Origin of the sequence: Nocardioides carbamazepini, assembly GCF_024614185.1 — a bacterium.
Lineage (GTDB): Bacteria > Actinomycetota > Actinomycetes > Propionibacteriales > Nocardioidaceae > Nocardioides > Nocardioides carbamazepini.
The window spans coordinates 101,797-127,769 of sequence record NZ_JAHTLF010000018.1 but is presented as its reverse complement, the minus strand read 5'-3'; the positions used below and the strand labels follow the sequence as shown (position 1 = coordinate 127,769).

At 72.1% G+C, this 25,973-nt stretch carries 26 protein-coding genes; 20 read left to right on the top strand and 6 right to left on the bottom strand.

The features are described from left to right. The first annotated feature begins 92 nt into the window (after nucleotides 1-92). Together KVF89_RS19345 and KVF89_RS19340 are read left to right on the top strand one after the other, a co-directional pair. Nucleotides 93-590 (top strand): thioesterase family protein, encoded by a 498-nt coding sequence (locus KVF89_RS19345; RefSeq protein WP_257427812.1) that lies wholly within the window; start codon nucleotides 93-95, stop codon nucleotides 588-590. A gap of 143 nt (nucleotides 591-733) precedes the next feature. Next, nucleotides 734-1,951 carry a DUF480 domain-containing protein gene (locus KVF89_RS19340; RefSeq protein WP_257427811.1) on the top strand — a complete coding sequence of 406 codons (1,218 nt, stop codon included), beginning with the start codon at nucleotides 734-736 and terminating at the stop codon, nucleotides 1,949-1,951. A gap of 4 nt (nucleotides 1,952-1,955) precedes the next feature. Here KVF89_RS19340 and KVF89_RS19335 read toward each other — a convergent pair whose 3' ends face one another. Then, the gene (locus KVF89_RS19335; protein WP_257427809.1) at nucleotides 1,956-2,303 is read right to left on the bottom strand and encodes a YrdB family protein; all 348 of its coding nucleotides are present in this window, start codon (nucleotides 2,301-2,303) and stop codon (nucleotides 1,956-1,958) included. A 17-nt stretch (nucleotides 2,304-2,320) separates the two neighbouring features. On the opposite strand from KVF89_RS19335, the gene KVF89_RS19330 reads away from it, so the two are divergent. From KVF89_RS19330 to KVF89_RS19320, 3 genes are all read left to right on the top strand, one after another. Then, a complete protein-coding gene (locus tag KVF89_RS19330) occupies nucleotides 2,321-3,064 on the top strand; it encodes a helical backbone metal receptor (protein ID WP_257427808.1) in 744 nt (247 codons plus the stop codon). A 4-nt stretch (nucleotides 3,065-3,068) separates the two neighbouring features. Next, nucleotides 3,069-3,350 (top strand): hypothetical protein, encoded by a 282-nt coding sequence (locus tag KVF89_RS19325; RefSeq protein ID WP_257427807.1) that lies wholly within the window; start codon nucleotides 3,069-3,071, stop codon nucleotides 3,348-3,350. 103 nt (nucleotides 3,351-3,453) lie between these two features. After that, nucleotides 3,454-3,669, top strand: a complete 216-nt coding sequence (locus KVF89_RS19320) for a hypothetical protein (protein ID WP_257427806.1) — start codon at nucleotides 3,454-3,456, stop codon at nucleotides 3,667-3,669. Between the two features lie 97 nt (nucleotides 3,670-3,766). Here the strand turns inward: KVF89_RS19320 and KVF89_RS19315 are convergent, their stop codons facing one another. Continuing rightward, nucleotides 3,767-5,404, bottom strand: coding sequence for a helicase HerA-like domain-containing protein (locus KVF89_RS19315; protein WP_257427805.1), 1,638 nt, complete (start codon nucleotides 5,402-5,404; stop codon nucleotides 3,767-3,769). A 162-nt stretch (nucleotides 5,405-5,566) separates the two neighbouring features. On the opposite strand from KVF89_RS19315, the gene KVF89_RS19310 reads away from it, so the two are divergent. Further along, nucleotides 5,567-5,863 (top strand): type II toxin-antitoxin system VapB family antitoxin, encoded by a 297-nt coding sequence (locus KVF89_RS19310; protein WP_218233206.1) that lies wholly within the window; start codon nucleotides 5,567-5,569, stop codon nucleotides 5,861-5,863. A gap of 2 nt (nucleotides 5,864-5,865) precedes the next feature. Beyond that, nucleotides 5,866-6,408, top strand: coding sequence for a LytR C-terminal domain-containing protein (locus KVF89_RS19305; RefSeq protein ID WP_257427803.1), 543 nt, complete (start codon nucleotides 5,866-5,868; stop codon nucleotides 6,406-6,408). A gap of 6 nt (nucleotides 6,409-6,414) precedes the next feature. Here the strand turns inward: KVF89_RS19305 and KVF89_RS19300 are convergent, their stop codons facing one another. Continuing rightward, on the bottom strand, nucleotides 6,415-7,908 hold the full coding sequence (locus KVF89_RS19300; protein ID WP_257427801.1) for a potassium/proton antiporter: 1,494 nt from the start codon (nucleotides 7,906-7,908) through the stop codon (nucleotides 6,415-6,417). Between the two features lie 73 nt (nucleotides 7,909-7,981). Here KVF89_RS19300 and KVF89_RS19295 point away from each other — a divergent pair, with 73 nt between their 5' ends. The 5 genes from KVF89_RS19295 to KVF89_RS19275 all read left to right on the top strand — a co-directional run bounded on the left by KVF89_RS19295 (nucleotide 7,982) and on the right by KVF89_RS19275 (nucleotide 13,553). Continuing rightward, nucleotides 7,982-9,490 (top strand): FAD-binding protein, encoded by a 1,509-nt coding sequence (locus tag KVF89_RS19295; RefSeq protein ID WP_257427800.1) that lies wholly within the window; start codon nucleotides 7,982-7,984, stop codon nucleotides 9,488-9,490. A 71-nt stretch (nucleotides 9,491-9,561) separates the two neighbouring features. Then, nucleotides 9,562-10,731: a pyridoxal phosphate-dependent aminotransferase gene (locus KVF89_RS19290; protein ID WP_257427799.1), complete on the top strand. Its 1,170-nt coding sequence runs from the start codon at nucleotides 9,562-9,564 to the stop codon at nucleotides 10,729-10,731. 59 nt (nucleotides 10,732-10,790) lie between these two features. Beyond that, nucleotides 10,791-11,243: a putative T7SS-secreted protein gene (locus KVF89_RS19285; RefSeq protein ID WP_257427797.1), complete on the top strand. Its 453-nt coding sequence runs from the start codon at nucleotides 10,791-10,793 to the stop codon at nucleotides 11,241-11,243. Nucleotides 11,244-11,250: 7 nt separating this feature from the next. Beyond that, entirely contained in the window at nucleotides 11,251-12,198 is a 948-nt protein-coding gene (locus KVF89_RS19280; protein WP_257427796.1) for a hypothetical protein, read from the top strand. Beyond that, on the top strand, nucleotides 12,195-13,553 hold the full coding sequence (locus tag KVF89_RS19275) for a hypothetical protein (protein WP_257427795.1): 1,359 nt from the start codon (nucleotides 12,195-12,197) through the stop codon (nucleotides 13,551-13,553). Before KVF89_RS19280 ends, KVF89_RS19275 begins: the two co-directional genes overlap by 4 nt. A 79-nt stretch (nucleotides 13,554-13,632) precedes the next feature. Here KVF89_RS19275 and KVF89_RS19270 read toward each other — a convergent pair whose 3' ends face one another. Then, the gene (locus KVF89_RS19270) at nucleotides 13,633-14,181 is read right to left on the bottom strand and encodes a hypothetical protein (RefSeq protein ID WP_257427794.1); all 549 of its coding nucleotides are present in this window, start codon (nucleotides 14,179-14,181) and stop codon (nucleotides 13,633-13,635) included. A 225-nt stretch (nucleotides 14,182-14,406) separates the two neighbouring features. Between KVF89_RS19270 and KVF89_RS19265 the strand changes: the two genes are divergently transcribed. The 6 genes from KVF89_RS19265 (at nucleotide 14,407) to KVF89_RS19240 (ending at nucleotide 20,261) form a co-directional block, all read left to right on the top strand. Continuing rightward, nucleotides 14,407-15,423, top strand: coding sequence for an AurF N-oxygenase family protein (locus KVF89_RS19265; protein ID WP_257427793.1), 1,017 nt, complete (start codon nucleotides 14,407-14,409; stop codon nucleotides 15,421-15,423). Nucleotides 15,424-15,436: 13 nt separating this feature from the next. After that, nucleotides 15,437-17,158 (top strand): FAD-dependent oxidoreductase, encoded by a 1,722-nt coding sequence (locus KVF89_RS19260; protein ID WP_257427792.1) that lies wholly within the window; start codon nucleotides 15,437-15,439, stop codon nucleotides 17,156-17,158. A gap of 20 nt (nucleotides 17,159-17,178) precedes the next feature. After that, nucleotides 17,179-17,889, top strand: coding sequence for a TetR/AcrR family transcriptional regulator (locus KVF89_RS19255; RefSeq protein WP_257427791.1), 711 nt, complete (start codon nucleotides 17,179-17,181; stop codon nucleotides 17,887-17,889). Further along, complete coding sequence (locus KVF89_RS19250) at nucleotides 17,890-19,356, top strand: flavin-containing monooxygenase (protein ID WP_257427790.1); 1,467 nt, start codon at nucleotides 17,890-17,892, stop codon at nucleotides 19,354-19,356. A 72-nt stretch (nucleotides 19,357-19,428) separates the two neighbouring features. Next, nucleotides 19,429-19,890: a nucleotidyltransferase domain-containing protein gene (locus tag KVF89_RS19245; RefSeq protein ID WP_257427788.1), complete on the top strand. Its 462-nt coding sequence runs from the start codon at nucleotides 19,429-19,431 to the stop codon at nucleotides 19,888-19,890. Next, nucleotides 19,887-20,261 carry a HepT-like ribonuclease domain-containing protein gene (locus KVF89_RS19240; protein ID WP_257427786.1) on the top strand — a complete coding sequence of 125 codons (375 nt, stop codon included), beginning with the start codon at nucleotides 19,887-19,889 and terminating at the stop codon, nucleotides 20,259-20,261. The genes KVF89_RS19245 and KVF89_RS19240 overlap by 4 nt, the downstream gene beginning before the upstream one ends. Before the next feature lie 329 nt (nucleotides 20,262-20,590). Here KVF89_RS19240 and KVF89_RS19235 read toward each other — a convergent pair whose 3' ends face one another. Both KVF89_RS19235 and KVF89_RS19230 read right to left on the bottom strand, forming a co-directional pair. Beyond that, a complete protein-coding gene (locus KVF89_RS19235) occupies nucleotides 20,591-22,036 on the bottom strand; it encodes a VWA domain-containing protein (RefSeq protein WP_257427784.1) in 1,446 nt (481 codons plus the stop codon). Nucleotides 22,037-22,038: 2 nt separating this feature from the next. Continuing rightward, complete coding sequence (locus KVF89_RS19230; RefSeq protein ID WP_257427782.1) at nucleotides 22,039-22,917, bottom strand: AAA family ATPase; 879 nt, start codon at nucleotides 22,915-22,917, stop codon at nucleotides 22,039-22,041. Nucleotides 22,918-23,111: 194 nt separating this feature from the next. Between KVF89_RS19230 and KVF89_RS19225 the strand changes: the two genes are divergently transcribed. Beyond that, the gene (locus KVF89_RS19225; protein WP_257427781.1) at nucleotides 23,112-23,477 is read left to right on the top strand and encodes a hypothetical protein; all 366 of its coding nucleotides are present in this window, start codon (nucleotides 23,112-23,114) and stop codon (nucleotides 23,475-23,477) included. 84 nt (nucleotides 23,478-23,561) lie between these two features. Beyond that, complete coding sequence (locus tag KVF89_RS19220; RefSeq protein WP_257427780.1) at nucleotides 23,562-25,859, top strand: sensor histidine kinase; 2,298 nt, start codon at nucleotides 23,562-23,564, stop codon at nucleotides 25,857-25,859. Nucleotides 25,860-25,973 lie beyond the last annotated feature (114 nt).

The following is a 25,973-nucleotide window of genomic DNA, read 5'->3' as shown; positions in this document are numbered from 1 at the left end:
GAGGTAGATACACGCAGTGGATCTGTCCTGCGATCGTACGCCGCCAGGCCGGCCCGTCACCAATCCGGATCCTGATTCAGTAGGGTCCCGGCATGAGCACCCAGCCGACGTACGACCAGCTCGTCACCCTGCCGGCCTTCGCCGTCCAGCCGGTCCCCAGCGCCTTCGAAGACAGCAACGGCTTCCTCAACGTGCGGCACTACCTCGGCATCGGCAGCGAGGGCCTCGACGAGTCGCTCTACGACATCGGCATCCCGTTCAACTGGCCCATGCTCAGCGGCTTCGCGTGCCTCTCCGCGGAGCACCACCTGACCTATCAGCACGAGCTGAGGACCGGCGACCAGATGTCGGTACGAGTGCGCCTGCTCGGCCGTTCCGAGCGCGCCGCCCACGCACTCGTCTTCATCCTCGACGACACCAACCAGCGGGTGGCGTGCGTGTTCGAGGAGATCTTCCTGTGCGTCGAGCTGGCCGACCGCAAGACCGCACTGTGGCCGGGCGACGTCGCCGCCGGGCTCGACAAGCGCATCGCCGAGCACGCCTCGATGCCCTGGGAGCCCGCCACCTCGGGGTGTCTGGCCCTGCGCTGATCCTGCGCTGATCCTGCGCTGATCCTGCGCTGATCCTGCGCTGATCCCGGGCTGAGCCTGCACTCACCTCGCGCACACACCGAGACCTTGCGGATCCGTACGGACGGCGCGGCCGTGCCGGGTCGATCGGTAGGGTCGGCACCGTGACCGACCTGCCCGTCCTGACGGCCGAGGAGCAACGCGTCCTGGGGAGCCTCCTGGAGAAGGAGGTGACGGTGCCGGCGTCGTACCCGATGACGGTCACCGCCGTGCGCACCGCCTGCAACCAGCAGAGCAGCCGCGAGCCGGTCGTGGACTACGACGACGACCTCGTGCACCACACGCTGCGCGACCTCAAGCAGCGCGACCTCGTCGCGGTCACCTGGGACGACCGCGGGCGGCGCACGCTCAAGTACGTCCAGACCCTCGCGGTGCGGCTCGGCCTCGCCGACGACGAGCGAGCCCTGATCACCGTGCTGCTGCTGCGCGGACCGCAGCCGCCGGGCGCTCTCCGCACCCGCGCCGAACGGCTGCACGCGTTCTCCGACCGCGGTGCCGTCGAGGCGTGCCTGCGGCGGCTGGCCGAGCGCGCGCAGCCGCTCGTCCAGGTGCTGCCCAGGCAGCCCCGCGAGCAGGACGCGCGGTGGATCCACCTCCTCGGGCCCGTCGACCTGCCGGCCGCGGCATCCGGCCCGGCGGCCCCGGCCGTCGACCGCGACGCGGTGCTTGCCGGCGGTGCCGAGGTCCGGGACGCGAAGGTGCGCGCGTCCTACGCCGCTGTCGCGACGGCGTACGCCGAGGCCCTGACCGGCGAGCTCGACGCCCTGCCCTTCGAGCGGTGGCTGCTCGACCGGGTCGCCGCGCATGCCGGCACCGACCCCGTCGTCGAGGTCGGGTGCGGGCCCGGCCACGTCACGGCCTATCTCGCCGAGGCAGGCGCCGACGCCACGGGCCTCGACCTCACGCCGGAGATGGTCGCGCAGGCGCGGGAGCGCTACCCGGACGGCGTCTACGAGGTCGGCGACCTGCGCACCCTCATGCGCCCGGTCAACGGCTCGGGGTGGGCGGCCGTCCTAGGCTGGTACTCACTGATCCACCTCGCGGCATCCGAGCTGCCCCGGGCCGTCGAGGCGCTGACGCGGCCGATGCGACCCGGCGGGCTCCTGGTGCTCGCCCTCCACGCCGGCGCGGAGGTGCGCCACCACGACACCTGGTTCGACCTCGAGATCGACCTCGACGTGGTCTTCCACGAGCCGGCCGACGTCGTCGCGCTCGTCGAGCAGGCAGGGCTCGTCGACGTCGAGTGGTACCGCCGCGGGCCGGCGCTCGCCCGCGGCGAGACCACCGAGCGGCTGTACGTCGTGGCCCGCAAGCCGCTCTGACGCGCTACTGCTCGTCGACGAGGACCCGGATGCCGGGCAGCTGCGCGAGCCCGTTGACGACCACCGAGAAGACGAGCAGCGCGATCGCCCAGTCCTGGTGCCCGGCGTCCCACAGCGCCAGGCAGGCGAGGCCGAAGACGAGGACCTTGGCCAGCGGACGCACCAGCGGGCCGCCGTACGGCGCCTTCGGGGACGCGAAGCAGAACCACACCGCCATCGCGACGATCGGGAGCACCCAGACGAGCAGCCAGCGCGGGTCGTGGTCCCAGCCCCAGACGCCGAAGGCAGCCATCGCCAGCAGCTCGTCGACGAACACCAGTGCCAGGACCGCCCACCCGAGGATCGCGCTCACGAGGGGATGATAGGCCGGTGACCACCGACGACCTCGGGCACGCGCTGCCGCTGCCCGGACCCGCGACCCGGATCGTGTCCCTGGTCCCGTCGATCACCGAGGCGCTCGCGACCGACGTGCCCGACCTGCTCGTCGGGGCCACCGACTGGTGCACCCATCCCGCCGACCTCCCGGTCGCCCGGGTGCGGGGCACCAAGAACCCCGACCTCGCCGCGATCCGGGCCCTCGCGCCGGACCTGGTCGTCGCCAACCAGGAGGAGAACCGCGAGCTCGACGTGCGCCGCCTCCGTGACGCCGGGATCCCCGTCTGGGTGACCGCGATCGAGACGGTGCTGGAGGCGCTCACCTCGCTGGCCCGCCTGTACGACGAGGCGCTCGGTCGGTCCGCGCCCGCGTGGCTCGAGCAGGCCCGGGCCCGCTGGGAGGGGCCGCCACCGGCACCACGCGGCCGGGTCGCCGTACCCGTGTGGCGGGACCCGTGGATGGTCGTCGGCCCGCGCACCTACACCGGCGACCTGCTGCGCCGCCTCGGCTGGACCAATGCCTACGACGAGGGCGCGGACCGCTACCCGCACGTGGAGCTGGCCGACCTGGACGTGGCGGACCTGGACCTGGTGCTGCTGCCCGACGAGCCGTACGTGTTCACCGCCGACGACGGCCCGGAGGCGTTCACGAGGGTCCCGACCCGGCTGGTGTCGGGGCGACTGCTGACCTGGTACGGCCCGGCGATGGTCGAGGCGTACGACGTGCTGTCATCCTGACGCGGTGCGCACCCTCGTCCTCGTCGTCGTCCTGGTCCTCGTCGGCTGCGCGGCGCTGCCCCTGAGCGCGCTGGTCCTCGACGGCTCCGACACCGGCGAGAACCTCATCGTCCCGGTGCAGGTGCTGCTGACCACGGCCTCGGGAGCGCTCCTCGGTCGGGCGCTGCTCGACCGGGAGCGCCCGGTGCGGCAGCGCCTCCTGCTCGGCGCCGGCCTCGGCGTCGTCGGCGCGCTCGTCGGCATCGTCGGCTTCTTCCTGCTGCTCAACGGGATCGACGGCGCCTGAGCGTTCGACCCGGCGATGAGTGTCGTGCGGCTCACAGCCCGGGTCACCGTCTCGTAACCGCGACGCCGAACGTCCGAAACCTCCGCCGCGCAGGCTTGGGGACATGAAGAAGACGACCTCCCCCCAGACCCAGACCGCAGGGCGTCACCTCACGTCCGTCGAAGACCTCGACCCCGTCGACCGCTCCGTCGTCCGCCGCTCCGCCCTCCGCAGCCGGCACGCCCAGGGGCTCTCGCGCCTGATGGACGAGCGCACCGACCTGCGGGGCGTGAACCAGCTCGCCGACTTCGTCGACGACGCCATCCGCTGGACCGCCTGACGACCGCTCGACCGAGACCACCCGCCCCGCGCCGCCGGGCCGGCTCCTCACGCAGGAGTGGCCCGGCGGCGGTGTTCGACGGGCGCGTCCCCCGTGCCTACCTGCGTCGGCGCGCGGTGCCGAACAGGCCGCGGGCGATCTCGGCGGCCGCGGTGCGCATGAACTGCTTGAACGCCGAGGACTTCACCACGTCCTTGACGATCTCGCCGGCCGCGTTGCCGTCGTCCTTCTTCGCCTTCGGCGCCGGCTTGCCCTTGGCCGCGGGCTTCTCGGCCTTCTCCTCGGCCTCGGCCTGCGCGCCCTCCTCGAGCTTCTTGGCGAGGATCTCGCGGGCCGACTCGCGGTCGACGACCTCGGCGTACTTCGCCTGACGCGGGCTGGCCGCGACCGTGGCCTCCATCGACGCGGGCGTGCTCGGCGCCATCAGCGACTCGGGCGCGCGCAGCCGGGTCCAGGCGACCGGCGTCGGGGCGCCCTTCTCCCCCATCACCGTGACGATCGCCTCGCCGATGCCGAGCGTCGTGATGACCTCGCCGAGGTCGTCGTACGCGCTCTTGGGGTAGGTGTTGACGGTCGCCTTGAGCGCCTTGGCGTCGTTGGGCGTGTGGGCGCGCAGCTGGTGCTGGATGCGGGAGCCGAGCTGGGCGAGCACGTCGTCGGGTACGTCGGTCGGGCTCTGCGTCACGAAGAAGACGCCGACGCCCTTCGACCGGATCAGCCGCACCGTCTGCGCGATCTGCTCGAGGAACGGCTTCGACGCGTCCTTGAACAGCAGGTGGGCCTCGTCGAAGAAGAACACCAGCTTGGGCTGGTCGATGTCGCCGACCTCCGGAAGGTCGTGGAACAGGTCGGCCAGCAGCCACATGAGGAACGTCGAGAAGATCGCCGGCCGGTCCTGCAGGTTGGGCAGCTCGACCAGGTTGACCAAGCCCCGGCCGTCGGGGGCCTGCTGCAGCAGGTCGGCGGAGTCGAACTCCGGCTCGCCGAAGAACGCCTCGGCCCCCTGGTCGGCGAACCCGATCAGCTCGCGCAGGATGACGCCCGCGGTCGCCGACGACAGGCCGCCGAGCTCCTTGAGGTCCGGCTTGCCCTCGGCGCTGGTCAGGTGCTGGACCACCGCCCGCAGGTCCTGGAGGTCGAGCAGCGGCAGACCCTGCTTGTCGGCGTAGTGGAAGACCAGCCCGAGGCTGGACTCCTGGGTGTCGTTGAGCCCGAGCACCCGGCTGAGCAGGATCGGGCCGAAGGACGACACGGTGACCCGGATCGGGATGCCGATGCCCTGGCCGCCGAGTGCGTAGTACTCGACCGGGAAGGCGGTCGCGGTCCAGGCCTGCCCGACCGACTTCGTGCGGGCGAGGAGCTTGTCGTTGGCCTCGCCGGCGGTGGCGATGCCGGACAGGTCGCCCTTGATGTCGGCGGCGAAGACCGGTACGCCGGCAGCAGCCAGCTGCTCGGCCATCAGCTGCAGCGTCTTCGTCTTGCCGGTGCCGGTCGCGCCGGCCACCAGACCGTGGCGGTTCAGCATGGCGAGCGGGATCCGGATGGTGCTGCCGCTCAGCTGGTCGGGTCCGGTCATCAGGCCGCCCAGCTCGAGCGCGGGGCCCTCGAAGGCGTACCCGGGGGCGACCGCCTCCTCGATCGGGCTCCTCTCCGCGGCGGCCGCGGCGGCCGCGGGGGCCTCGGGGGCCTCGGTCTCCGGTACTGCGTCGGGAGTGGGCGTCTGCTCCTGCGTCATGGAGGCACTCTAGGGGCCGTGGGTGGCGGCTTCACCACGGGACGGCGGCGGTTTCATCACGGGATGTAGGCGAATCCGAGCATCTGTAGCGGAGTTCCACCCGGGAGGTGACCGTACGTCTACATCCCGTGATGAAACCGCCGCCCCGTAGACTCCGAAGCCGTGATCTTCAAGCGCGTGGGGGACGGACGTCCCTACCCCGACCACGGCCTCACCTCCAAGGGGTGGGCCGCCGTGCCGCCACGCCAGGTCCGGCTGGACCAGCTGGTCACGACCAAGGACACGCTGCAGCTGTCGTCCCTGCTCGACGAGGACTCGACCTTCTTCGGCGACCTCTTCGCCCACGTCGTGCTGTGGCGCGGCGACTACTACCTCGAGGACGGGCTGCACCGCGCCCTGCGCGCCGCACTGCAGCAGCGCCACGTCCTGCATGCACGTGTGATCCGGATGGAGGGCTAGTGGTGGCCGAGGGCCTCGACGTCAAGGCAGGCAGCCGCTCGGCCGTCACGATGGGCGCGCTGGCGGTGGTGTTCGTCGCCGGCACCGCCTGGGGCTGGTCCCGGGTGACCGAGCCGTTCCCCGAGAAGGCCGAGGCGGCTCCGTGCACCGACACCCTCATCCCGAAGGGCGACGACCTCGCGCCTCCCCAGGTGATGGTGACCGTGCTCAACGGCGGCGGCGCCAACGGCCTCGCGGGCGAGACGATGGACAAGCTCGCCAAGTTCGGGTTCGTCCAGGGCGAGCTCGGCAACGTCGACCCGGACGGACCGGTGGCGGCGCAGGTGTGGTCCGACGACCCCGACGACCCCGCGACACTGCTGCTGGCGTCGTACCTCGGGTCCGACGTCGACGTCGTCGACCAGCCCTCGGGCTACCCGGGCGTGACGATCGTCGTCGGCAAGCGCTTCCAGGGCGTCGTGGAGGGCAACCCGACGGTGACCGCCGGCAGCGACACCTACGTGTGCACGCCGCCGCTCAGCAGCGGCCCCGACGACGTCACCTGAGCGGGGTCACTCCTCGAGCCACTGCGCGAGGCGGCCGCCCTCGCTGACCTGGCGCAGCCGCTGCTCCGTGGCCTCCCGCAGCTTGCGGGGGGTGACGACGATGAGGTCGTCGCCGTGACGCAGGACGGTACGACGCTCCGGCACCATCGTGTGCCCCTCCCGCACGATCATCGACACGTTGGCGCCCACGGGCAGGCGCAGCTCGCCCACCTCGACACCGTGCATCCGGGACACCGGGCTGATCGTGATCTGGAGCAGGTCGGCGGCGACGCGTTCGAGCGGGGCGGCCTCGACCTCGATGCCCCGCGGCTCCGAGCGGCGCGCGACGCGCAGCAGCCGGGCCGTCAGGGGGAGGGAGGGCGCCGTGATCAGGGTGTCGAGGACGACGAGGACGAACACGATGTCGAAGAGCCGGGTCGCCCCGTCGACGCCCTCGGCGAGCGGGATGGTCGCGAGGACGATGGGCACCGCGCCGCGCAGACCCGCCCAGGAGAGGAACGCCAGCTCCGCCCATCTCATCGGCCGGACGACGGAGCTGACCACCACCGAGAGCGGCCGGGCGACGAAGGTGAGGAGGGTGCCGGCCACCACGGCCATGCCGATGGTCTCCCAGGAGAGGCGCCCGGGAGAGAGGAGAAGGCCGAGCATGACGAACAGACCGATCTGGGCCAGCCAGGCCAGGCCCTCCACGAACGACCGGGTGGCCGCGCGGTGGGGCAGGTCGGCGTTGCCGAGGACGAGCGCGGCGACGTACACGGCGGCGAACCCGCTGGCGTGCACGGCGGCTGAGGCGCCGTACCCGATGAGCGTCAGGCAGAGCACCGCGATCGGGTAGAGACCGGACGACGGCAGCGCCACGCGCCGCATCACCCAGGCGCCGCCGAAGCCCGCCGCGAGCCCGAAGGCGACGCCGGCGACGAGCTCGTAGAGGACGATCCCGGTCGTGCCGAGCAGGCCGTACTCGCCGACGGCACCGGACGACACCAGGGTGACGAGGACGACCGTCGGCGCGTCGTTGAGGCCGGACTCGGCCTCGAGCGTGCCGGTGATCCGCTTGGGGAGCGGGACGACGCGCAGCACCGAGAAGACGGCCGCGGCATCGGTCGGCGAGCAGACGGCACCGAGCAGGATGGCAAGCTCCCAGGAGAGCCCGAGGAGGAAGTGCGCACCGACGGCGACCACGGCGATCGAGACGACCACGCCGAGGGTCGCCAGGGACACGCCCATCCGCATCGCCGGGCGGGCATCGCGCCAGTTGGTCGTGAGACCACCTTCGGCGAGGATCACCGCGAGGGCACCGAACCCGATCGCGTGCGCGAGCTGGGCGTCCTCGAAGCCGATGCCCAACCCGGACTCGCCGAGGGCCACGCCCATGAGCAGATAGACGAGCAGACTGGGGAGGCCGACCCCGGACGACATCCGCACGGCCAGCACGGCCAGGAAGGTGACCCCGGCGCCGATCAGCAGGAACGTGTCGAGCTGGTGGACGTCGAAGGACATGTAGTTGGCACTCGGCTCTCGTCGGGTGGCGGGGCCCTAGTCTATCGGTAGAACATGTTCTAGATTTCAGGGCGTGACATCTGCGAGCATCAACATCCCGGCCGGCCTGGCCATTCCCGAAGCGCTCCCGGCGAGCGCGCTGGCCGACGACGCCGAGCGCTACGACGTGGTGGTGGTCGGCTTCGGCATCGCCGGCGGCTGCGCGGCCCTCGAGGCCGCCCGCGCCGGTGCCCGGGTGCTGCTGCTGGAGAAGGCCGCCGTCCACGGCGGCACCTCGTCGATGTCCGGCGGGCACTTCTACCTCGGCGGCGGTACGGCGGTGCAGCGGGCCACCGGCCACGACGACTCGGTCGAGGCGATGACGGCGTACCTCATGGCCTCCACGAAGAGTCCCGACGAGGAGAAGATCCGCGCCTACTGCGAGGACTCCGTCGCCCACTTCGACTGGCTCGAGGAGCTCGGCTTCGAGTTCGAGCGCTCCTACTTCCCGGGCAAGGCGGTGATCCAGCCCGGCACCGAGGGCCTGATGTTCACCGGCAACGAGAAGGTCTGGCCGTTCCGCGACCAGGTCACGCCCGCGCCTCGCGGTCACAAGGTGCCGGTCCCCGGCGACACCGAGGGCACCAGGATCGTGATGGACCTGCTCCGCACCCAGGTCGAGAAGGCCGGGGTCGAGGTCCGCTACGAGACCGGAGCGACCCACCTGGTCGTCGACGGCGACGCCGTGGTCGGCCTGGCCTGGCGCTCGTTCGAGAAGACCGGCGTGGTCCGCGCGAAGGGCGTGGTCATCGCGGCCGGCGGCTTCGTGATGAACGCCGACATGGTCGCGCGCTACACCCCCGCGCTCGGCTCGAAGCTGTTCACCCTCGGCTCGACGTACGACGACGGCCTGGGCATCCGGCTCGGTCAGTCCGTCGGCGCCGCGCTGGAGAACATGGAGGAGCCCTTCATCACCGCGCCCTTCTACCCGCCGTCGTCGCGCTGCAAGGGGATCATCGTCAACCGCGACGGACAGCGGTTCGTCGCCGAGGACAGCTACCACGCGCGGACGTCGTACCACGTGATGCAGCAGCCGGACGCCGTCGCGTACCTCATCGTCGACAGCGAGCACCTCGGCGAGGACCACATGCCCCTGGTGCCCCTCAAGGACGGCTTCGAGACACTCGAGGAGATGGAGTCCGGCCTCGGCATGCCGGCCGGCTCCCTCGTGGCGACGGTGACCGGCTACAACGAGAACGCCGCCCGCGGCGAGGACCCCGACTTCCACAAGCACCCCGACTGGATCGCGCCGCAGACCGCCGGGCCGTGGGCGGTCCTCGACCTGTCGCTGGGCGTCGCGCTGTACGCCGGCTTCACCATCGGCGGCATGGCGACGACCGTCGACGGCGAGGTCCGGCGCACCGACGGCTCGGTGATCCCCGGCCTGTACGCCGCCGGCGCCTGCGCGGCCAACATCGCCCAGGACGGCGCCGGGTACTGCTCCGGGACGCAGTTGGGCGAGGGGTCGTTCTTCGGGCGCCGGGCGGGGCGGCACGCGGCCGGTGGACAGTTTCGCCGGTCGACCGGCGAAACTGGCTCCTGACCGACGAAGTTTCGTCGGTCAGGAGATCAATTCGCCGGTCGACCGGCGAAACTCGCGCCTGGAGGACCCCCGTGACCGACCGCGTCACCGCCGCCGCCCGGGCGGACGTCCCGCCCTTCCACGTCATGGACCTGCTGGCCGCGGCGGCGGAGCGGCAGCGCACCCACGGCGACCTGGTCAACCTGGTCGCGGGCCAGCCGAGCACCGGGGCGCCGGCGACCGTCAGCGCCACCGCGATCCGGCTGCTCGGCAGCGGCGATCCCCTCGGCTACACGACAGCGACCGGCATCGCCGAGCTGCGCACCGCCATCGCGGGGCACTACCGCCGCACCTACGGTGTCGCGGTCGACCCCGGCGACGTCGTCGTCACGACGGGATCGAGCGGCGGCTTCCTGCTGGCGTTCCTGGCGGCGTTCGACGCGGGCGCCCGGGTGGCGATCGCCCGGCCGGGCTATCCCTGCTACCGCAACGTGCTCGCCGCGCTCGGCTGCGAGGTCGTGGAGGTCGCGACCGGCCCGGAGACCCGGTTCCAGCCGACGGTCGAGCAGCTCGCCGAGGCGCACGCGGCGCAGCCGATCGACGGCCTGGTCGTCGCCAGCCCCGCGAACCCGACCGGCACCATGCTGCTGCCCGAGGAGCTCGCCGCGATCGCCCGCTGGTGCGACGACAACGGCGTGCAGCTGGTCTCCGACGAGATCTACCACGGCATCCAGTACGCCGGCTCCCGCGCCGGTTGCGCCTGGGAGACCTCCCGTGAGGCGGTCGTGTTCGGCTCGTTCTCGAAGTACTTCTCGATGACCGGCTGGCGGCTGGGCTGGATGCTGGCCCCCGAGCGGCTGCGCCGGCCGGTCGACGTACTGACCGGGAACTTCTCGATCTGCCCGCCCGTGCTCGCCCAGCACGCGGCACTCGGCGCGTTCGAGGACGCGGCCTACGCCGAGCTGGACGGGCATGTGCAGCGCTACGCCCACAATCGTGGGCTCCTGCTCGACGGCCTGCAGCGACTCGGCATCACCCGGCTCGCGCCGGCCGACGGCGCCTTCTACGCCTATGCCGACGTCGGGCACCTGACCACGGACTCGATGGCCTACTGCCGCGACCTGCTGGCCCGCACCGGCGTCGCCGTGGCCACCGGCATCGACTTCGACACCGTCGACGGGGGCCGGTTCCTCCGCTTCAGCTTCGCCGGCACGACCGCCGACATCACCACCGCGCTCGACCGTCTCGACGGCAACCTGTAGGAAGGAGCCCGAGGGATCGGCGGGTTTGGCCCGGCCGGGGAAGGGGAAGGGCGCGTCTCATGTACGGCGACAGCGAGATCATCCGACGTCGTGCCAGCCAGCTGCGGGACCAGGGTGCCGACGTGCGCTCGCTGGCCGACCAGCTGGTCGCCCGGGTCGAGGGCCTGGGCTGGACGGGCCGGGCCGCCGAGGCGATGCGGGAGCGCGTGACCGACCGCGCCAGCCACCTGCGGGTGGCGGCGGACCGCCATGCCGCCGCGGCGGACGCCCTGGCCGACCACGCCGAGAGCGTCGACGCGGTGCGCGAGGAGATCGCGGCCACGCAGGCGCGGGTCACCGCCCTGGTCGCCGACGCCCGCGCCCGGATCGCCGCGATCGCCACCCGCAACGAGGCCGGCGACGGTCCCCCGGTCTCCCCCGACCCCCTCGACGAGGCGCTCGTCGCGTTCACCCCGCCACCCGTCGGCCACCGCGACTGGCTCTCCATCGACGTGCCGGGCCTGGAGCGCTGATCCGGGCATGCCGACCATCGACCTCACCGGCCTCGCCCCTGCCCCGCTCCCGGCGGGGGGCGGCACCGACGGCGGCGCCCTCGCCGCCGCCCCCCGCCGGATCGGCCTGACGCTCGCCGAGCTCCAGCACGCCGCTCACCTGGCCGGCGACGCACCGCTGCCCTTCGAGATCGCCGCACCGCAGGTCACCGACGCCATGCAGGCCCGGCTCGGGCAGAGTCCGGCCGCCCTCGACGACGAGTCGTTCCGTCGGGCGGTGGCCGCGCTCCACGACCCCGCCGAGTCGCTCGCGCGCCGCGGCCTGGTCACCGACGAGGTGCTCGACCCCGGCCTGGCCGGGGCGATCGGCCTGCTGGCCGCGCCGCGCCTCGCGCTCGACATCGACGTCACGATGGCCGGGGTGCAGGCGAAGGTCTGGCACCGCCAGGAGGGTGGGGCCGTGGCCTCGCTCGCGACCGTGGACGGGATCGTGTTCGAGCTCGGCTGGTTCGCCACGGACGCCTGGGCGGGCGAGCTGGCCCGGGTCGCCGCGGTGTCCGAGGAGGTCGAGCTCGGCGAGTCGGCCGTGCCGTCGTACGTCGACCTGCCGTTCGAGCTCGCCGACGCCGCCGCCGAGGCGAGCGGATCGGGGCGCGGCGACCTGCTGCCCGTGCTCGTCGCACGACATGGCGGGGCGGTGCGCACCCGTCGCGGACCGCTCTCCGACGAGGCCGCGGTGGGCGTGCTGACCGCCCTCGCCGGTGAGGCACGGGGCCGGCTCCGGGCACTGGTCGCCGACGTGTCCGGCGCCGAGGTCGACACCGTCGGCGTCGTCTCCTGGACCCTGCTCGCCAACGGGTGGCGCGCCCTGCGCCCCCACCACGAGGACGGCGTGCTGCGGTTGGAGGTCCGCGCCATGGCACCGGAGGACCTCTCCCTCCTCGTCGCTCCTGCCCTCGGGGAGGCGATCCGATGAGCACCGAGTCCCGGGACACCGCGCAGCGCCCGCTGTCCGCGGTCGAGGCGGCCGACCTGGCCGACAAGTACGACCAGATGCTGCGCCTCGCCGACCTGTTCGACGACGCCGGCGCCCAGATGCGGGAGTGGTCGCAGCTCGGCACCGACGTACTGGTCGATCCGGAGGTGGCCGACGCGGCGCCGCTCTCGCCGACGACCTGGGCCACCGCCGAGGAGGAGATCCGCGCCGCGACCTCGGGCAAGGGCAGCCTGCTCAGCCGGTCCATCGAACTCGATGCCGACGCCCTGGTGCTGCGTGCGACGGTGATGACCTACCGCTGGATCGACGAGCTCCAGGCGGCGGCGTACCAGACGCTCGGCTCGATCGCGGGCAAGGCGATCGGGTACCTCGCGCCCGAGGTCAACCTCGGCGGCGCGATCGTCGCCGCCGGCCTGATCGAGACCGATGCGCTCGACCGCGACGGCGTCGCCGCCTACCTCGGCGAGCTGGCCGAGGCCAACCCCGAGCTGATGGAGCACGTCACCACCGGCGGCGGCGTGGTCGACAGCCTGCAGATGCGGGGCCTGCTCACCGCCGGCGTGCTCTCCGGCGGCGCCGGGCGCTCCGCCCGCGTCGGCGGCCTGCGGGCCGCCGGCATCGCGCCGCTGGCCGACGACTGGGCCGCCGCCCTGCGCGATGTGGCGGTCGGGCTCACCGAGACGACGCCCACGGCGTCGACCTCCTCCGTCGACGACCCGGCGGAGGCACCCGCCGGCCTCGGCGACCTGATGACCCTGCTCGACGGCGGCGCCGACGGCGATCCGGTCCGGATCCTCCGCGTCGCGCCCGAGCGGCTCGTGGCCTTCCTGTCCGGTGCGACCGCCCCCGCACCCGCCGCGGGCCGGCTGCGCCTCGTGTCCGGCGACCCGTCCAGCGAGGCGGCCGCCGTGGTGCGCGCGCTCGCGGACGCCGCGGGGTCCGAAGGGCCCGGCGAAGCGCCGGTGCGGGTGATGCTCGTCGGCCGCGGGAGCGGCGGCGCGGTCGCCCTCGAGGTGGCGACCCGGACCGACCTGCCCGGCTTCGTCGTCGACCAGGTCGTCACGGCCGAGGCGCCCTCGACCCAGCTGGCCCGACTGCCCGACGACGTGCGCCTGCTCTCGCTCGAGGACCGCAGCGACCCGGTCGCGCTCCTCGGCTCCCTCATCAACGCGGGCGCCGCCAACCGCCTCACCATCGTGTACGACGCCGCGTCGGACCCCGACGTACCCGCTCTCGTCGCGGGTGGGCGGGCGGCGGACCGCGCCGACCACCCGGAGCTGGTCGCGGCGCTGGCCCGCTGGCGCGAGCAGGGCTACCTGCGCCCCGGCGCCTGACCGCCCCGTGGGGGCTGCGGTTCACCTACCGAATTCGTCATCGAGGCCGGTCGGTCGACGAATCCGGTAGGTGCACCGCTCAGATGCTGAAGTCTCCGGGCAGCCTTCCGGAGGTCCGGGCGTAGCGGACCGCCCACTCCGCGCCGTCGTGGGGACGGTGCGCGATCGTCGCGCGGCGCTCGTCGGCCCGGCCCTTGCGCAGCGCGGCCATCGCCGCCTCGCAGCCGGCCTCGGCGTCGACCACGCGGGCGTACAGGTTGACCACCAGCCTGCCGTCGCCGCCGCGCTTGCCACGGTCGTAGCCGTCGACGTAGCCCAGCCCGCGCTCGTCGAGCACCGCCGCCAGCCACTCCGTCGCGTGGTCGACCAGTCGCTCGTCGTACCTCTTGTCGCGGGTGGGGAACTGGACCACCACCCACGCGCGGAGGTCGTCGTCGACCTCCACGAACCCGTCGGCGAGGTAGGGCGCCGCGAGCTCTGCGGCGCTCGACGCGCCGGCTCCGAGACCGAGCTCGGTGACCCGGCCGGCCCGGCCGACGGTCCCGTCGCGGCGGACCCACTCCCCGGTCCCCTCACTCACCCAGATCTGGACGAACCGGTCCGGTTCGCCGTGCCTGACCAGCTGCACGACCTGCCCCCTCCCACTGCTTCCCGTGATCGCGCAACCGACGCTAGCGGGCGACCCGATGGCGGGTCCGAGCGATCCCGGTCACACCCCGAGCGAGCCCGCCCGATCCGTTCGGCCCGTCTTCGCCCGAATTCCTTGACAAAACCGGGGTCAATGTATGCAACATGTTGTTGCGCTAACAGCGTGCATGCCCCGCTTTCGATGAAGAGAACGGACCGAGGACCGATGACTGCGACTGCCGACGCCCCGATCGACACCACCCACGACACCGCGGCCCCCAGCGACCTGGCCGGCCTGAGCTACCAGGACACGCTGCGCGTGCTCTCCGAGGCGTCGGTCCACCAGCACTTCGACGCCTTCCTCGACATCGCCTGGGACAGCCCGGAGCTCGAGGTCGTCCCGGACGACCCGCGCTGGATCCTCCCCGAGGTCGACTCGCTCGGCGGCACCGACTGGTACCGGTCGCTGCCGAGGGAGCGCCAGATCGAGGTCGGCATGTACCGGATGGCCAATATCGCCAAGGTCGGCCTCCAGTTCGAGCAGCTCCTCATCGGCGGCGTCATGAACCACCTGATGACGATGCCCAACAACCGCGCGGAGTTCCGCTACTCCACCCACGAGGTCACCGAGGAGTGCCACCACACCCAGATGTTCCAGGAGGCGGTGAACCGGATCGGCGTCGACGTCCAGGGCGGCCCGACCTGGTTCCTCAAGATCGCCCCGTTCCTCGCCCTCGCCGGCCGCCCGATGCCCAACATCTTCTTCTTCGGGATCCTCGCCGGCGAGGAGCCGATCGACTACCTGCAGAAGTCGGTGCTCCGCTCGGGCCACGACATGCACCCGATCATCACCCGGGTCATGCAGATCCACGTGGCCGAGGAGGCCCGCCACATCGGCTTCGCGCACTCCTACCTGGTCGAGCGCTCGAAGGACTACGGCACGATCCAGCGCTTCGGTCTGTCGCTCGCGTTCCCGGTGATCATGCGGGTGCTGTGCGACGTGATCATGAAGCCCAGCAAGCAGATGCAGCAGGACCTCGGCATCCCCAAGAGCGTCATGCGCGAGGTCTACTGGAAGTCGGAGAGGTCCGAGAAGCTCCTGCGCGACACCTTCGGCGACGTCCGGATGCTCGCCGACGAGCTCGGCCTGATGAACCGGGTCTCGCGCCGCGTGTGGCGCGTCCTCGGGATCGACGGCCGCCCCTCGCGCTTCCGCAGCGAGCCCAAGTCCGCCGCCGTCTGAGCCAGACGCTGACATGGCCTATGTCGTCACGCAGTCGTGCTGCGCCGACGCCTCATGCGTCGTCGCCTGCCCGGTCAACTGCATCCATCCCGCACCCGGCGAGCCGGGCTTCGGCACCACCGAGATGGTGTACGTCGACCCGACCTCCTGCGTCGGCTGCGGCGCCTGCGCCACGGCCTGCCCGGTCGGCGCGATGGTTCCCGACGCGGCGCTGACGACGAAGCAGCTGCCCTTCCTCGACCTCAACGCGTCCTACTACGACGCCTTCCCCCACGCCGACCGGACGCCGGTCGCGCTGGTCCCCCAGCAGCGGCGGCTCACCCGCACCGGTCCGTTCCGGGTCGCTGTCGTCGGCGCCGGCCCGGCCGGTCTCTACACGGCCGACGAGCTGCTCAAGCACCCCGAGATCGGTGGCGTCGACGTCTACGACCGACTGCGCACGCCGTACGGACTGGTCCGGCACGGCGTGGCCCCCGACCACGCCTCGACCAAGCTGGTCACCCGGCTCTTCGAGGCGATCGAGCGGCAGCCGCGGTTCCGCTACTTCCTCGACGTCGAGATCGGCGCCCCCGACCACGCCGGTGCGGTGACGCTGGCCGACCTGCGCGCCCACTACGACGCCGTGGTCTACGCCGTCGGCGCCTCCGCCGACCGCGGTCTCGACATCCCGGGCGAGGAGCTCGCCGGCTCGGTCCCCGCGACCGCGCTGGTGGGCTGGTACAACGGCCATCCCGACCAGCAGGCGCTCGACGTACCGCTGGCCGCCGGGTCCAACCCTTCGGGGCGGGCGGTCGTCGTCGGCAACGGCAACGTCGCACTCGACGTCGCGCGCATCCTGGCCCGCCCGCTCGACGTCCTCGAGCGCACGGACCTGGCGCCCGGCCCGCTGGACCAACTGCGTGCCAGCGGGGTCCGCGAGGTCGTCGTCCTCGGCCGGCGCGGCCCGGCGCAGGCGGCGTTCACGATCCCCGAGCTGATCGGTCTCGCGGCGCTCGACGACGTCGACGTGGTCGTCGACGCCGATCCGGCGCTGCTCACCGGTGACGACCAGCGCAGCGTCCTGCTCCGCGAGCTCGCCGAGCGTCCGGGCCCGACCGACACCACCCGGCGCCGGATCGTGCTCAGCTTCGCGATCTCCCCGGTCGAGGTGCTCGGCGAGGACGGCCGCGTCACCGGCGTCCGGGTCGCACGGAACAAGCTGGTCGAGGACACCGATCCCCTCACCGGGACCACCAGCGTCCGCGCCGTCGCCACCGACGACGTCCGCACGATCGAGGCCGGCCTGGTGGTCCGCTCCGTCGGCCACCGCGGCACCCCGGTCGCCGGTCTGCCGTTCGACGAGCGGACCGCCACGGTGCCGCACCACCAGGGACGCGTGGAGCCCGGCCTCTACGTCGTCGGCTGGATCAAGCGCGGCCCGGTCGGCTTCATCGGCACCAACAAGACCGATGCCCAGGAGACCGTCGAGACGATCCTCGACGACCTCGACGCCGGCCTCCCGGCACCGAGCGGCACCGCCGCCTCGATCGCCGCGCTGGTCGCCACCCGCCACCCCCAGTCCGCCGACCTCGCCGCATGGCAGCGCCTCGACGCCGCCGAGCGCGAGCGAGGGGCGCGAGCGGGCCGCCCCCGGGCCAAGATCACCGACCTCTCCGAGCAGCGCTCGGTGTCGGCCGCCCCGGTCGTGACCCGGCGCCGCGGACTGCTTCGTCGTACGGTGTCGCTGACATCGTGACGCTACGAGGAGGTGTCGCCATGGGGACGGCGAAACGGGACCAGACCGACGGTCGCAAACGGCGCTGGCAGCAGCACAACGCCGACCGCCGGCAGGCCGTGATCGAGGCCGCCGTCACCGTGCTCGCGCGCGACCTCGAGCCCGGCGCCGAGCTGAGCGTGCAGCAGATCGCCGACGAGGCGTCCGTGCACCGCACCGTCCTCTACCGCTACTTCGAGGACCGCACCGACCTCGACGTGGCCATCCAGCAGGAGATCTGCAACCGCGCCGGCGAGCTGCTGCTCGCCGCGGTCACCCTGGAGGGCACGCCCCGCGACATCGTGCACCGGATCATCGCCGCGTACGTCGGGTGGGGCGCCGAGAACGTCGCGTTGATGCGGTTCGCCGAGCGCGACATCGCCGGCGCCGCCACCAAGCCGCTCGACGTCGCGATCGGCCAGATCGCCGAGCAGATCGAGCTCGTCATCGGCGGCTTCCTCGCCGTCCTCGACGCCGACGTCGAGGAGGACGACCGCGACGCGCTGACGCCGTGGGTCTTCCTGCTCGTCGGCGGCGTGATCGCCGCGGTGCGCAACTGGAGCTCTCGCGAGGAGCTGCGCCCGCCGGCACCACAGTTCACCCGGCTGCTCGCCGACGTGACCTGGCTGCAGATCGAAGGTCTCGCAGCCTCCCGCAGGATCGAGGTGCCCGACCTCCCGATCGAGCAGCTCCTCAACCTCAAGGAAGCCTGAATGAGCGACACCACTGACGCGACCACGGACCTCGACGTGCTGATCATCGGCGCCGGGCTGTCCGGCATCGACGCGGCCTACCACGTGAGCAAGGCGTTCCCCGGCAGGTCCTACGCCCTCCTCGAGATGCGCGACTCGCTCGGCGGCACGTGGGACCTGTTCCGCTACCCGGGCATCCGCTCCGACTCCGACATGCACACCCTCGGCTTCGGCTGGAAGCCGTGGAAGGGCAGCAAGGCGATCGTCGACGGCCCGGACATCCTCGCCTACCTCGAGGAGGCGGCGGCCGAGAACGGCATCGACCGGCACATCCGCTACCACCACAAGCTGGTGCACGCGGAGTTCTCCACCGAGGACGCCCGCTGGACGGTCACCGTCGAGCGCACCGACACCGGCGAGACCATCGAGCTCACGTCCAGCTTCCTGTGGTCGACGTCGGGCTACTACCGCTACGACGAGGGCTTCACCCCGGACTTCGCCGGCGTCGAGGAGTTCGCCGGCCAGGTCGTCCACCCCCAGCACTGGCCGGAGGACCTCGACTACCAGGGCAAGCGCGTCGTCGTCATCGGCTCCGGGGCCACCGCCGTGACGCTGATCCCCGCGCTGGCCGACTCCGGCGCCGGCCACGTCACGATGCTGCAGCGCACGCCGACGTACATCATCAGCCAGCCGACGTACGACAAGGTGTCGGCGCAGATGTACCGCACGCTGCCCGACAAGCTGGCGCAGAAGCTGGTGCGCACCCGCTACCTCACCAGCCGGATCGCGTTCTACGAGTTCTGCCAGGCGCGGCCGAAGGAGTCGCGCGCGCTGCTGCGCAAGCTGCTCGAGCGCCAGCTGCCCGAGGACGTCAGCTTCGACGAGCACTTCAAGCCGCCGTACGACCCGTGGGACCAGCGCCTGTGCGCCGTGCCCGGCGGGGACCTCTTCAAGGCGCTGCGCCACCACACCGTCGACATCGTGACGGACCGCATCGACCGGTTCACGCCGAACGGGATCCTGCTCGAGTCCGGCAAGGAGCTCGAGGCGGACATCGTCGTCACCGCCACCGGCCTGAACCTGCAGATCTTCGGCGGCGCGACCCTCGGCATCGACGGCACCAAGATCGCCCCCGCGGAGACCATGGCCTACAAGGGCCTGATGCTCAGCGAGATCCCGAACTTCGCCTTCATCATCGGCTACACCAACGCGTCCTGGACGCTCAAGGCCGACCTGGTGTGCGAGTACGTCGTCAAGGTGCTGCAGCACATGGACCGGACCGGCACCCGGATGGTCGTGCCGCGCCGCGACCCGGCGGTGGCCGAGGAGCCCTTCCTCGACTTCGAGGCGGGCTACGTCATGCGCTCCATCGAGTCGCTGCCGAAGCAGGGCGCGGTGTTCCCCTGGCGGCTGAAGATGAACTACTTCAAGGACGTGCTCGTCTTCCGCAAGCCGGTGGCGGACGAGACGCTGGAGTTCACCGCCTGACGAGACAGTGCTTCCGCATCCCGCACCGGTTGCATATCATTGATATAACAACGCGGCGCGAGAGGAGCAAGCATGTCGGACCTCGATACCGGGCCGAGCGTGGCCGAGGTGCGCCGACGAGCGGGACTGACCCAGCAGCAGCTGGCGGACCTGTCGGGCGTCGCCCAGCCCAACATCGCGGCCTACGAGAAGGGCACCCGTCGGCCGTCGGTGAAGATGATGCGACGCCTGGAGACGGCGGCTCGCCCTCGACCGTCCCTGGTGATCGCGCGGAACAGGGCGAAGATCGCCGAGATCGCCCAGCGTCACCAGGCACGCAGCGTGAAGGTGTTCGGATCGGTGGCGCGCGGCGAGGACCAGCCCGGCAGCGACATCGACCTGCTGATCGCCTTCGAGCCCGGGACATCGCTGTTCGAGCTCGTCGAGCTGGAGCAGGAGCTCGAGGAGCTGCTCGGTGTCGGCGTCGATGTCGTCAGCGAAGGTGGTCTGCGACCCGGACACGAGCAGATCCTGCGCGAGGCTCGGCCGCTGTGACTCACCGGTCCGGCGACGGATCCGGCGAGCTCGACCGCACCGCGACGACGCTGGCCGACTTCCTCGAGTTCGCCGCGCTCGGCGCTCGTCTCGTTGACCGCGGCAAGGATGCCTACGACAGCGACGAGATGTTGCGACTCGCGTCCGAGGCACTGCTCCACAAGATCGGCGAGGCCGTGATCCGGTTGGAGCGGGTCGATCCCGATCTGGTCGCCGCCCATCCCGAGGTCAGGTGGCGAGCCATGAAGGGGACGCGCAACCGCGTGGCTCACGACTACGGCGCGGTCGACTACGAGATCATCTGGGCGGCCCTCGCCGACCGTCTGCCCGAGGAGGCTGATCACGTGCGCCGGATCCTCGACGAGGGGTAGCCGAGCCCGATAGCCGAGTCTGATAGCGGTGTCGGAACGTCCTGCCTGGGAGGCGCTTCCTGCGGCAAGCCCAAGAGCAACCCGGTGGACTACGACACCGACCGGGGCGGCGCCAAGGACGGCCACGAGGTCGCCAAGCGGACCGACCCGACGCGCTACTGGTCCGGACCCAATAAGCCTTGACCCGGCGCAGATTGAACTGCCCCACCCGCCGACCCGTCGCAGATTGAACGCACGTCGATTCAATCTGCGCCGGGTCGGCGCATTCTCCGACTTGATCTGCGCCGGGTCGGTGCGACTCAGAGTTCAATCTGCGCCGGGTCGGTGGGTCACCAGGCGAGGTCGTGGACGAACTCGCTGAGCTGGGTGAGGTTGCGGCACTCGATCATCCGCACGATCTCGCCGTACGTCGGCGCGGCGGAGTCCCCCGTGCCCCAGTTGCGCTCGTGCTCGGGATTGAGCCAGAACGCCCGCTTCACCGAGCCGGTCAGCCGGCGCAGGGTGTCCTCGTGCAGGTCGCTGTAGTTGGAGCGGGCATCGCCCAGGATGAGCAGCGTGGTCTTCGGGGTGAGCGCGTCGAGGTGGGACTCCTCGAACTTCGTGAACGCCCGGCCGTAGTTGGTCCGCCCCCACAGCGCCGCGTGGCTGGCGCTCGCCGACAGGTCCGCCAGCACGTCCACCGGGTCGGCACCGGGGCGGAAGTGCCCGGTGACCTCGTGGACGTGGTCGATGAAGGTGAACGCCCGCATGCTCTGGAAGACCTCGCGCAGCGCGAACACGAAGAGCAGCGTGAACTGGGCGAAGTTCGCCACCGATCCGCTGACGTCGCAGAGCACGACCAGGTCGGTCCGGTGCGGGCGCTTGGGACGGTGGTGGGTGGTGATCGGGACCCCGCCGGTGGCGATGGAGGCCCGGACGGTACGACGGAAGTCCAGCGGAGCCGTGCGCGCGTGGCGGGAGTGCTGCTCCTTGGCGAGCCGGGTCGCGAGCCGGCGGGCGAGCGGGAAGATCTCCTTGCGCATCTCCTCGAGATCGGTGCGCCGGGCCGCCATGAACGCGAGCTTGTCGATGCTGGGGCGGATCGCGACGTCGGCGACGTGGTCGGGTCCCTTCTCCTCCGCGATCCGGCGGCGGGCGTCCTCCTCGACCATCGCCGTGAACGAGCCGATCCGGCGGTTGGCCCGGCGGCGGGCGTCCTCCTCGTCGGCGCCCTCGCCCATCAGTCCCGCGACCAGGCGGTCGACCAGCTCCTGCGGTGCGACCCGCTGGAGCGCGGTGTAGGCCGACCACGACGACAGGCCCGGTCCTCGTCCGGGCATCGCGCCGAAGACGCCGACCATCTCGGCCGCCATCCGGCGCAGCTCCGCCTCGTCGGGCTGCTGCGTCTCGAGGGCCTCGGCGAGGCGGTCGCGGAAGTCGACGAGTGCGGCCGCGTTGTCGCGGACCGCCCCGTCACCGGCGTCGCCGGGCCCGCCGGCACCATCGCCCTCGCCCGCGGCGGCGGCACCGTCCCCCACCATCGCCGGGAAGTAGACGTCGAAGAGCGCGTCGAAGGTCGTGCGCTGGGCCTGCTTCTTGACCATCGTCGCCGCGAAGACGTCGCGGACCGTCGCCCGGTCGCCCCAGCCCGGATCCTGCCGACGCAGGGCGCCGAGCGCGGCCAGCGAGTCGATGTCCTCGGCGAGCGACACGGACAGACCGGCCCCCCGCAGCGCCTCGACGAACGCCAGGTGGCGGTCGAGGAGCCCGGAGTCGTCCGGCCTCTCGGCGGTCACGGTCAGGACCTCGCCAGCTTGAGCTCCTTGACCGCGCGCTCGTGGTCGGACTGGTGCTTGAGCACGGCGCCGAGGGTGTCGGCGATCGCCTTCGCGTCGAGGTCCCGGATCTCCAGCGCGATCAGGGTCCGTGCCCAGTCGACGGACTCCGCGATCGACGGCGCCTTCTTGAGCTCCAGCTCGCGCAGCCGGGCCACGGTGGCCACGAGCTGCTCGGCGATCCGGTCGTCGAGCCCGGGCACCTGCTGCTGCAGGATCTGCCGCTCGCGCGCCGCGTCGGGATAGCCGATGTGCAGGTAGAGGCAGCGCCTCTTGACCGCCTCGGACAGCTCGCGGCTGGCGTTCGAGGTGAGGACGACGAACGGCCGGCGGGTCGCGGCGACGGTCCCGAGCTCGGGGATGGTCACCTGGAAGTCGCTGAGCACCTCCAGCAGCAGCCCCTCGACCTCGATGTCGGTCTTGTCGACCTCGTCGATGAGCAGCACGGTCGGCTGCTCGCGGCGGATCGCCGTGAGCAGCGGCCGCGTCAGCAGGAACTCCTCGGAGAAGATGTCGTCGTGGGTCGCGTCCCAGTCGACACCCCCGTCCGCGCCGGCGTTGGCGGCCTGGATGCGGAGCAGCTGCTTCTTGTAGTTCCACTCGTACAGCGCCCGCGCCTCGTCGAGGCCCTCGTAGCACTGCAGCCGGACCAGGTCCGCACCCGTCGCCCGGGACACGGCCTTGGCCAGCTCGGTCTTGCCGACACCGGCGGGCCCCTCCAGCAGCAGCGGCTTCTCGAGCGCGCCGGCCAGGTAGGTGGTGGTCGCGGTGGCGGCGTCCGCGAGGTAGCCCGCCGTCTCCAGCCGGGCGGCCGCGTCGGCCGGTGCGTCGAACCAGGTCATGCGGGGTCCCTGCGACGTTGTTCGGGGGAGCGAAGCGGAGGAGAAGAACGTCGTGGGGTGCTCATGCAGGCCATCCTGCCGTGCGGGGGTGTCTGCCACGTCACGCGGTCGTGACCCGGACGGCCCGCCGTCGTTGTGATCGGCAGTGGGGAAGGCCCGGCGACGGGCGGTCGACGAGCAGGCAAGGGGACATCGTGAGCGACTCCGTCACGTCCCTCGGCTGGGCCCGGGTGGCGGTCCACTCGGTGCGTACGGCGATCACGGTCGCCGCCCTCACGCTGCTCGTCGCCTTCGGGGCGATCAGCCCCTCGGCATCGCCCCGGCCCACCGGTCCGGCGCGGCACCTCGACATGTCGTCGGGCCCGCTCGACGCGATGATGCAGGCCAACCGCTGCTCGGTCACCGGCTTCGACCGCAGCGTGATCCCGAGCAAGGCGATCGTCCGCACGCCCGACGGCACCACGGAGCTGGTCTCCTTCGACCGCGGCTGGGCCGTCTTCAGCGGGGAGGTCGCCGGCGAGCTGGTCGCGGTCTGCCTGGGGCCGAACGCCGCAGGGTGACCTGGATCCACCTCCTGCCCGGTCGATCCGACGGGTTCCCACCGGGATGCGCGGGCGCCTCGGCGGCCCCCGTACGATGCCGCTGTGTCGGTCGGCTCTCACCCGTCGCGCTGGGCCGCTCGCACCGTCGATGACGCGATCAGGATCGGATGCCTGCGAGGCCTAGCCGCCTGCCAGCTGGCCTTGGCCTCGCTCGTCGGGTTCGTCGACACCTCCCTGCCTGGTCTCCTCCTCGTGGCCGGCCACGCCGCCGCCGGGCTGGGCACGATGGTGATCCTGAGGCGCGGTGGGGACGTCCAGGTGGCGTTGCTGGCCCTGTACCTCCTGCTCCTGGTCGACTGCGTCGCCTCGACCGGCCCCACCGACCCCTTGGCCGTGGGCACCGTGTGGCTCGCGGTGGTCACCACCGGCACACCGGCATTGCTCCTTCGCGGGCCTCCCGCCGTCCTCCTGCCCGGTGGCGCGACGGCCGCGATGGCGGCGGCCGTGAGCGTGTTGCGTCCCGAGTGGGGTCCCGGCCTGCCGCTCGCGCTCGTCCTCGGGACCTCGGCGACCTGGCCGGCGGCCCTGGTGTTCCGTCGCGCCCTCGACGCGCTGGTGGCGAGGACCGACGACCAGGAGGTCGCCGCCGAGAGGGAGCTCCGCCGGCTCGTGATCGCGCGCACGGCGGGACGGGAGCTGGCTGAGGACGCGCGGGTGCTGCACGACTCGGTCATCAACACCATGGCGGCCATCGCTTCCGGCGGCTCATGGGCGGAGGACGCCGAGCTCGTTCGCCGCCGCTGTCGCGGAGACGTGCAGACCATGGAGGGCCTGCTCGCCGGTCGGCAGAGTCCCGCGACGGGGTTGGAGAGCGTCCACGACACTGAACTCCGGATCCGGCGCACCGGGTTGGACGACGACGAGTTCGAGCGTCACGCAGCGTCGCTGAGCACCGAGGCGAGGCGCGCATTGTCGGGCGCGGTCGGCGAGCTGGTCCGCAACGCCGCCAAGCACGCGCAGGCGGCCGAGGTCGTCATCGACCGGCAGCGTCGAGCCGGGCGGTTGGTCGTGACGGTCTCGGACGACGGGGTCGGCTTCGACGGTGCGCTGATCCCCGGCCGCGGCCTCGCCGAGTCCGTGGTGAGCCGGATCGAGTCGGTGGGTGGTCGGGTCGAGATCGACAGCCGTCCCGGTCACGGGGCGACCATCACGATGTCCTGTCCGGTCGACCACCATCGAGAGACAGCCGATGGTGCCGACGATGGTGCCGACGAGGCCGAGCACGAGGTGGAGCGGATCAGGCGGACGGCCTGCTGGTCCTGGGCAGCTGTGGTCACCGGTGCAGGCGTCCTGATCGAGGTCGGCAACCGACCGGGGCGGTACACCTGGTCCTGGGCCGCTCTCGTCCTGGTCGCCGCCCTGTGCCTGGCAGCCTGGCGCGTCAGCCGCGGCGGGCGTGACCTCCCCGGCGTAGGGGCCGTCCTCGTCGTCGCGGGGCTGCCGGCCGGCTATCTCCTGGGGTTCGCGGGGATCGGATCCGGTCAGGACGAGCCGTACCTGTGGCATCCGATCGGTCTGACACCGCTGTTGGTCGTACTGCTCGTCCTGGGACGGTCCCGGGTCCCCCTGGCCGCTGGAGTGACGGCGATGGCGCTCACCGCCGCCGCCGTCGCGGTGTGGCTGTGGCCCGACGACCGCCAGACCGGCGTCATCGCCGCGACCCTGGCCCTGATCCAGCTGTGTCAGCTGACTGCCTGGCAGGTCTTCCACGAGAGTGTCGGCCGGCTCGGCCTCCGGCTCGTCTCCGACCAGCGGCAAGCGGCCGCGAGCCGGAGGGAGGCGGCCGCCCTCGAGGCGGTGGCGAGGGCGCGCGAACGGTGGATGGCCGCGGGGGTCCGGGCCTCGGTCGAGCTTCTCGCATCGATCGCCGCCGGCGACGTCGATCCCACCGACCCGGCCGTTCGGGCGCGTTGCGACGAGGAGGAGCGATATCTCCGACAGCTCTCCCTGGTCAGTCCTGACCTGGTGCACCTGAGCGGCTGGTTCGCGCGGGCCCTGGCCGAGGCACGGGCCCGCGCGGTCCGGCTGACCCTCTGGTCCGGTGACATCGATGTGGAGGACGGCCGAGCCGCCGATCAGCTCGGTCGGCTGATCCTCGCCGTCGTTGCGTCGGCCCCGCGGGAGGCCGACCTCACGGTCGGCCTGTTCTCCGACCACGGCGCGCCACGCCTCCACCTCGTAGGGCCCGTCGACTTCGCCGACGTCGACCGACTTCGCACCGCCCTGCCCGACGGGTGGGCCATCGACCACAGCGACCTCGACGCACAGACGCTGGTCGTGATCCGGCCAGCCCGAGCGGGCACACGCGACCTGGACGCGCTCTCGGGTTCCGTAGGCTGACCAGGGCGAGGTCCACTCACCCCCGCTGACCGTCGATCCGGCGGGTCCCGGCAATTCGGATCCTGATGCTGACTACCGTGGGTGTGCAGGTCGGCGCCGACATACGAAGGAGCA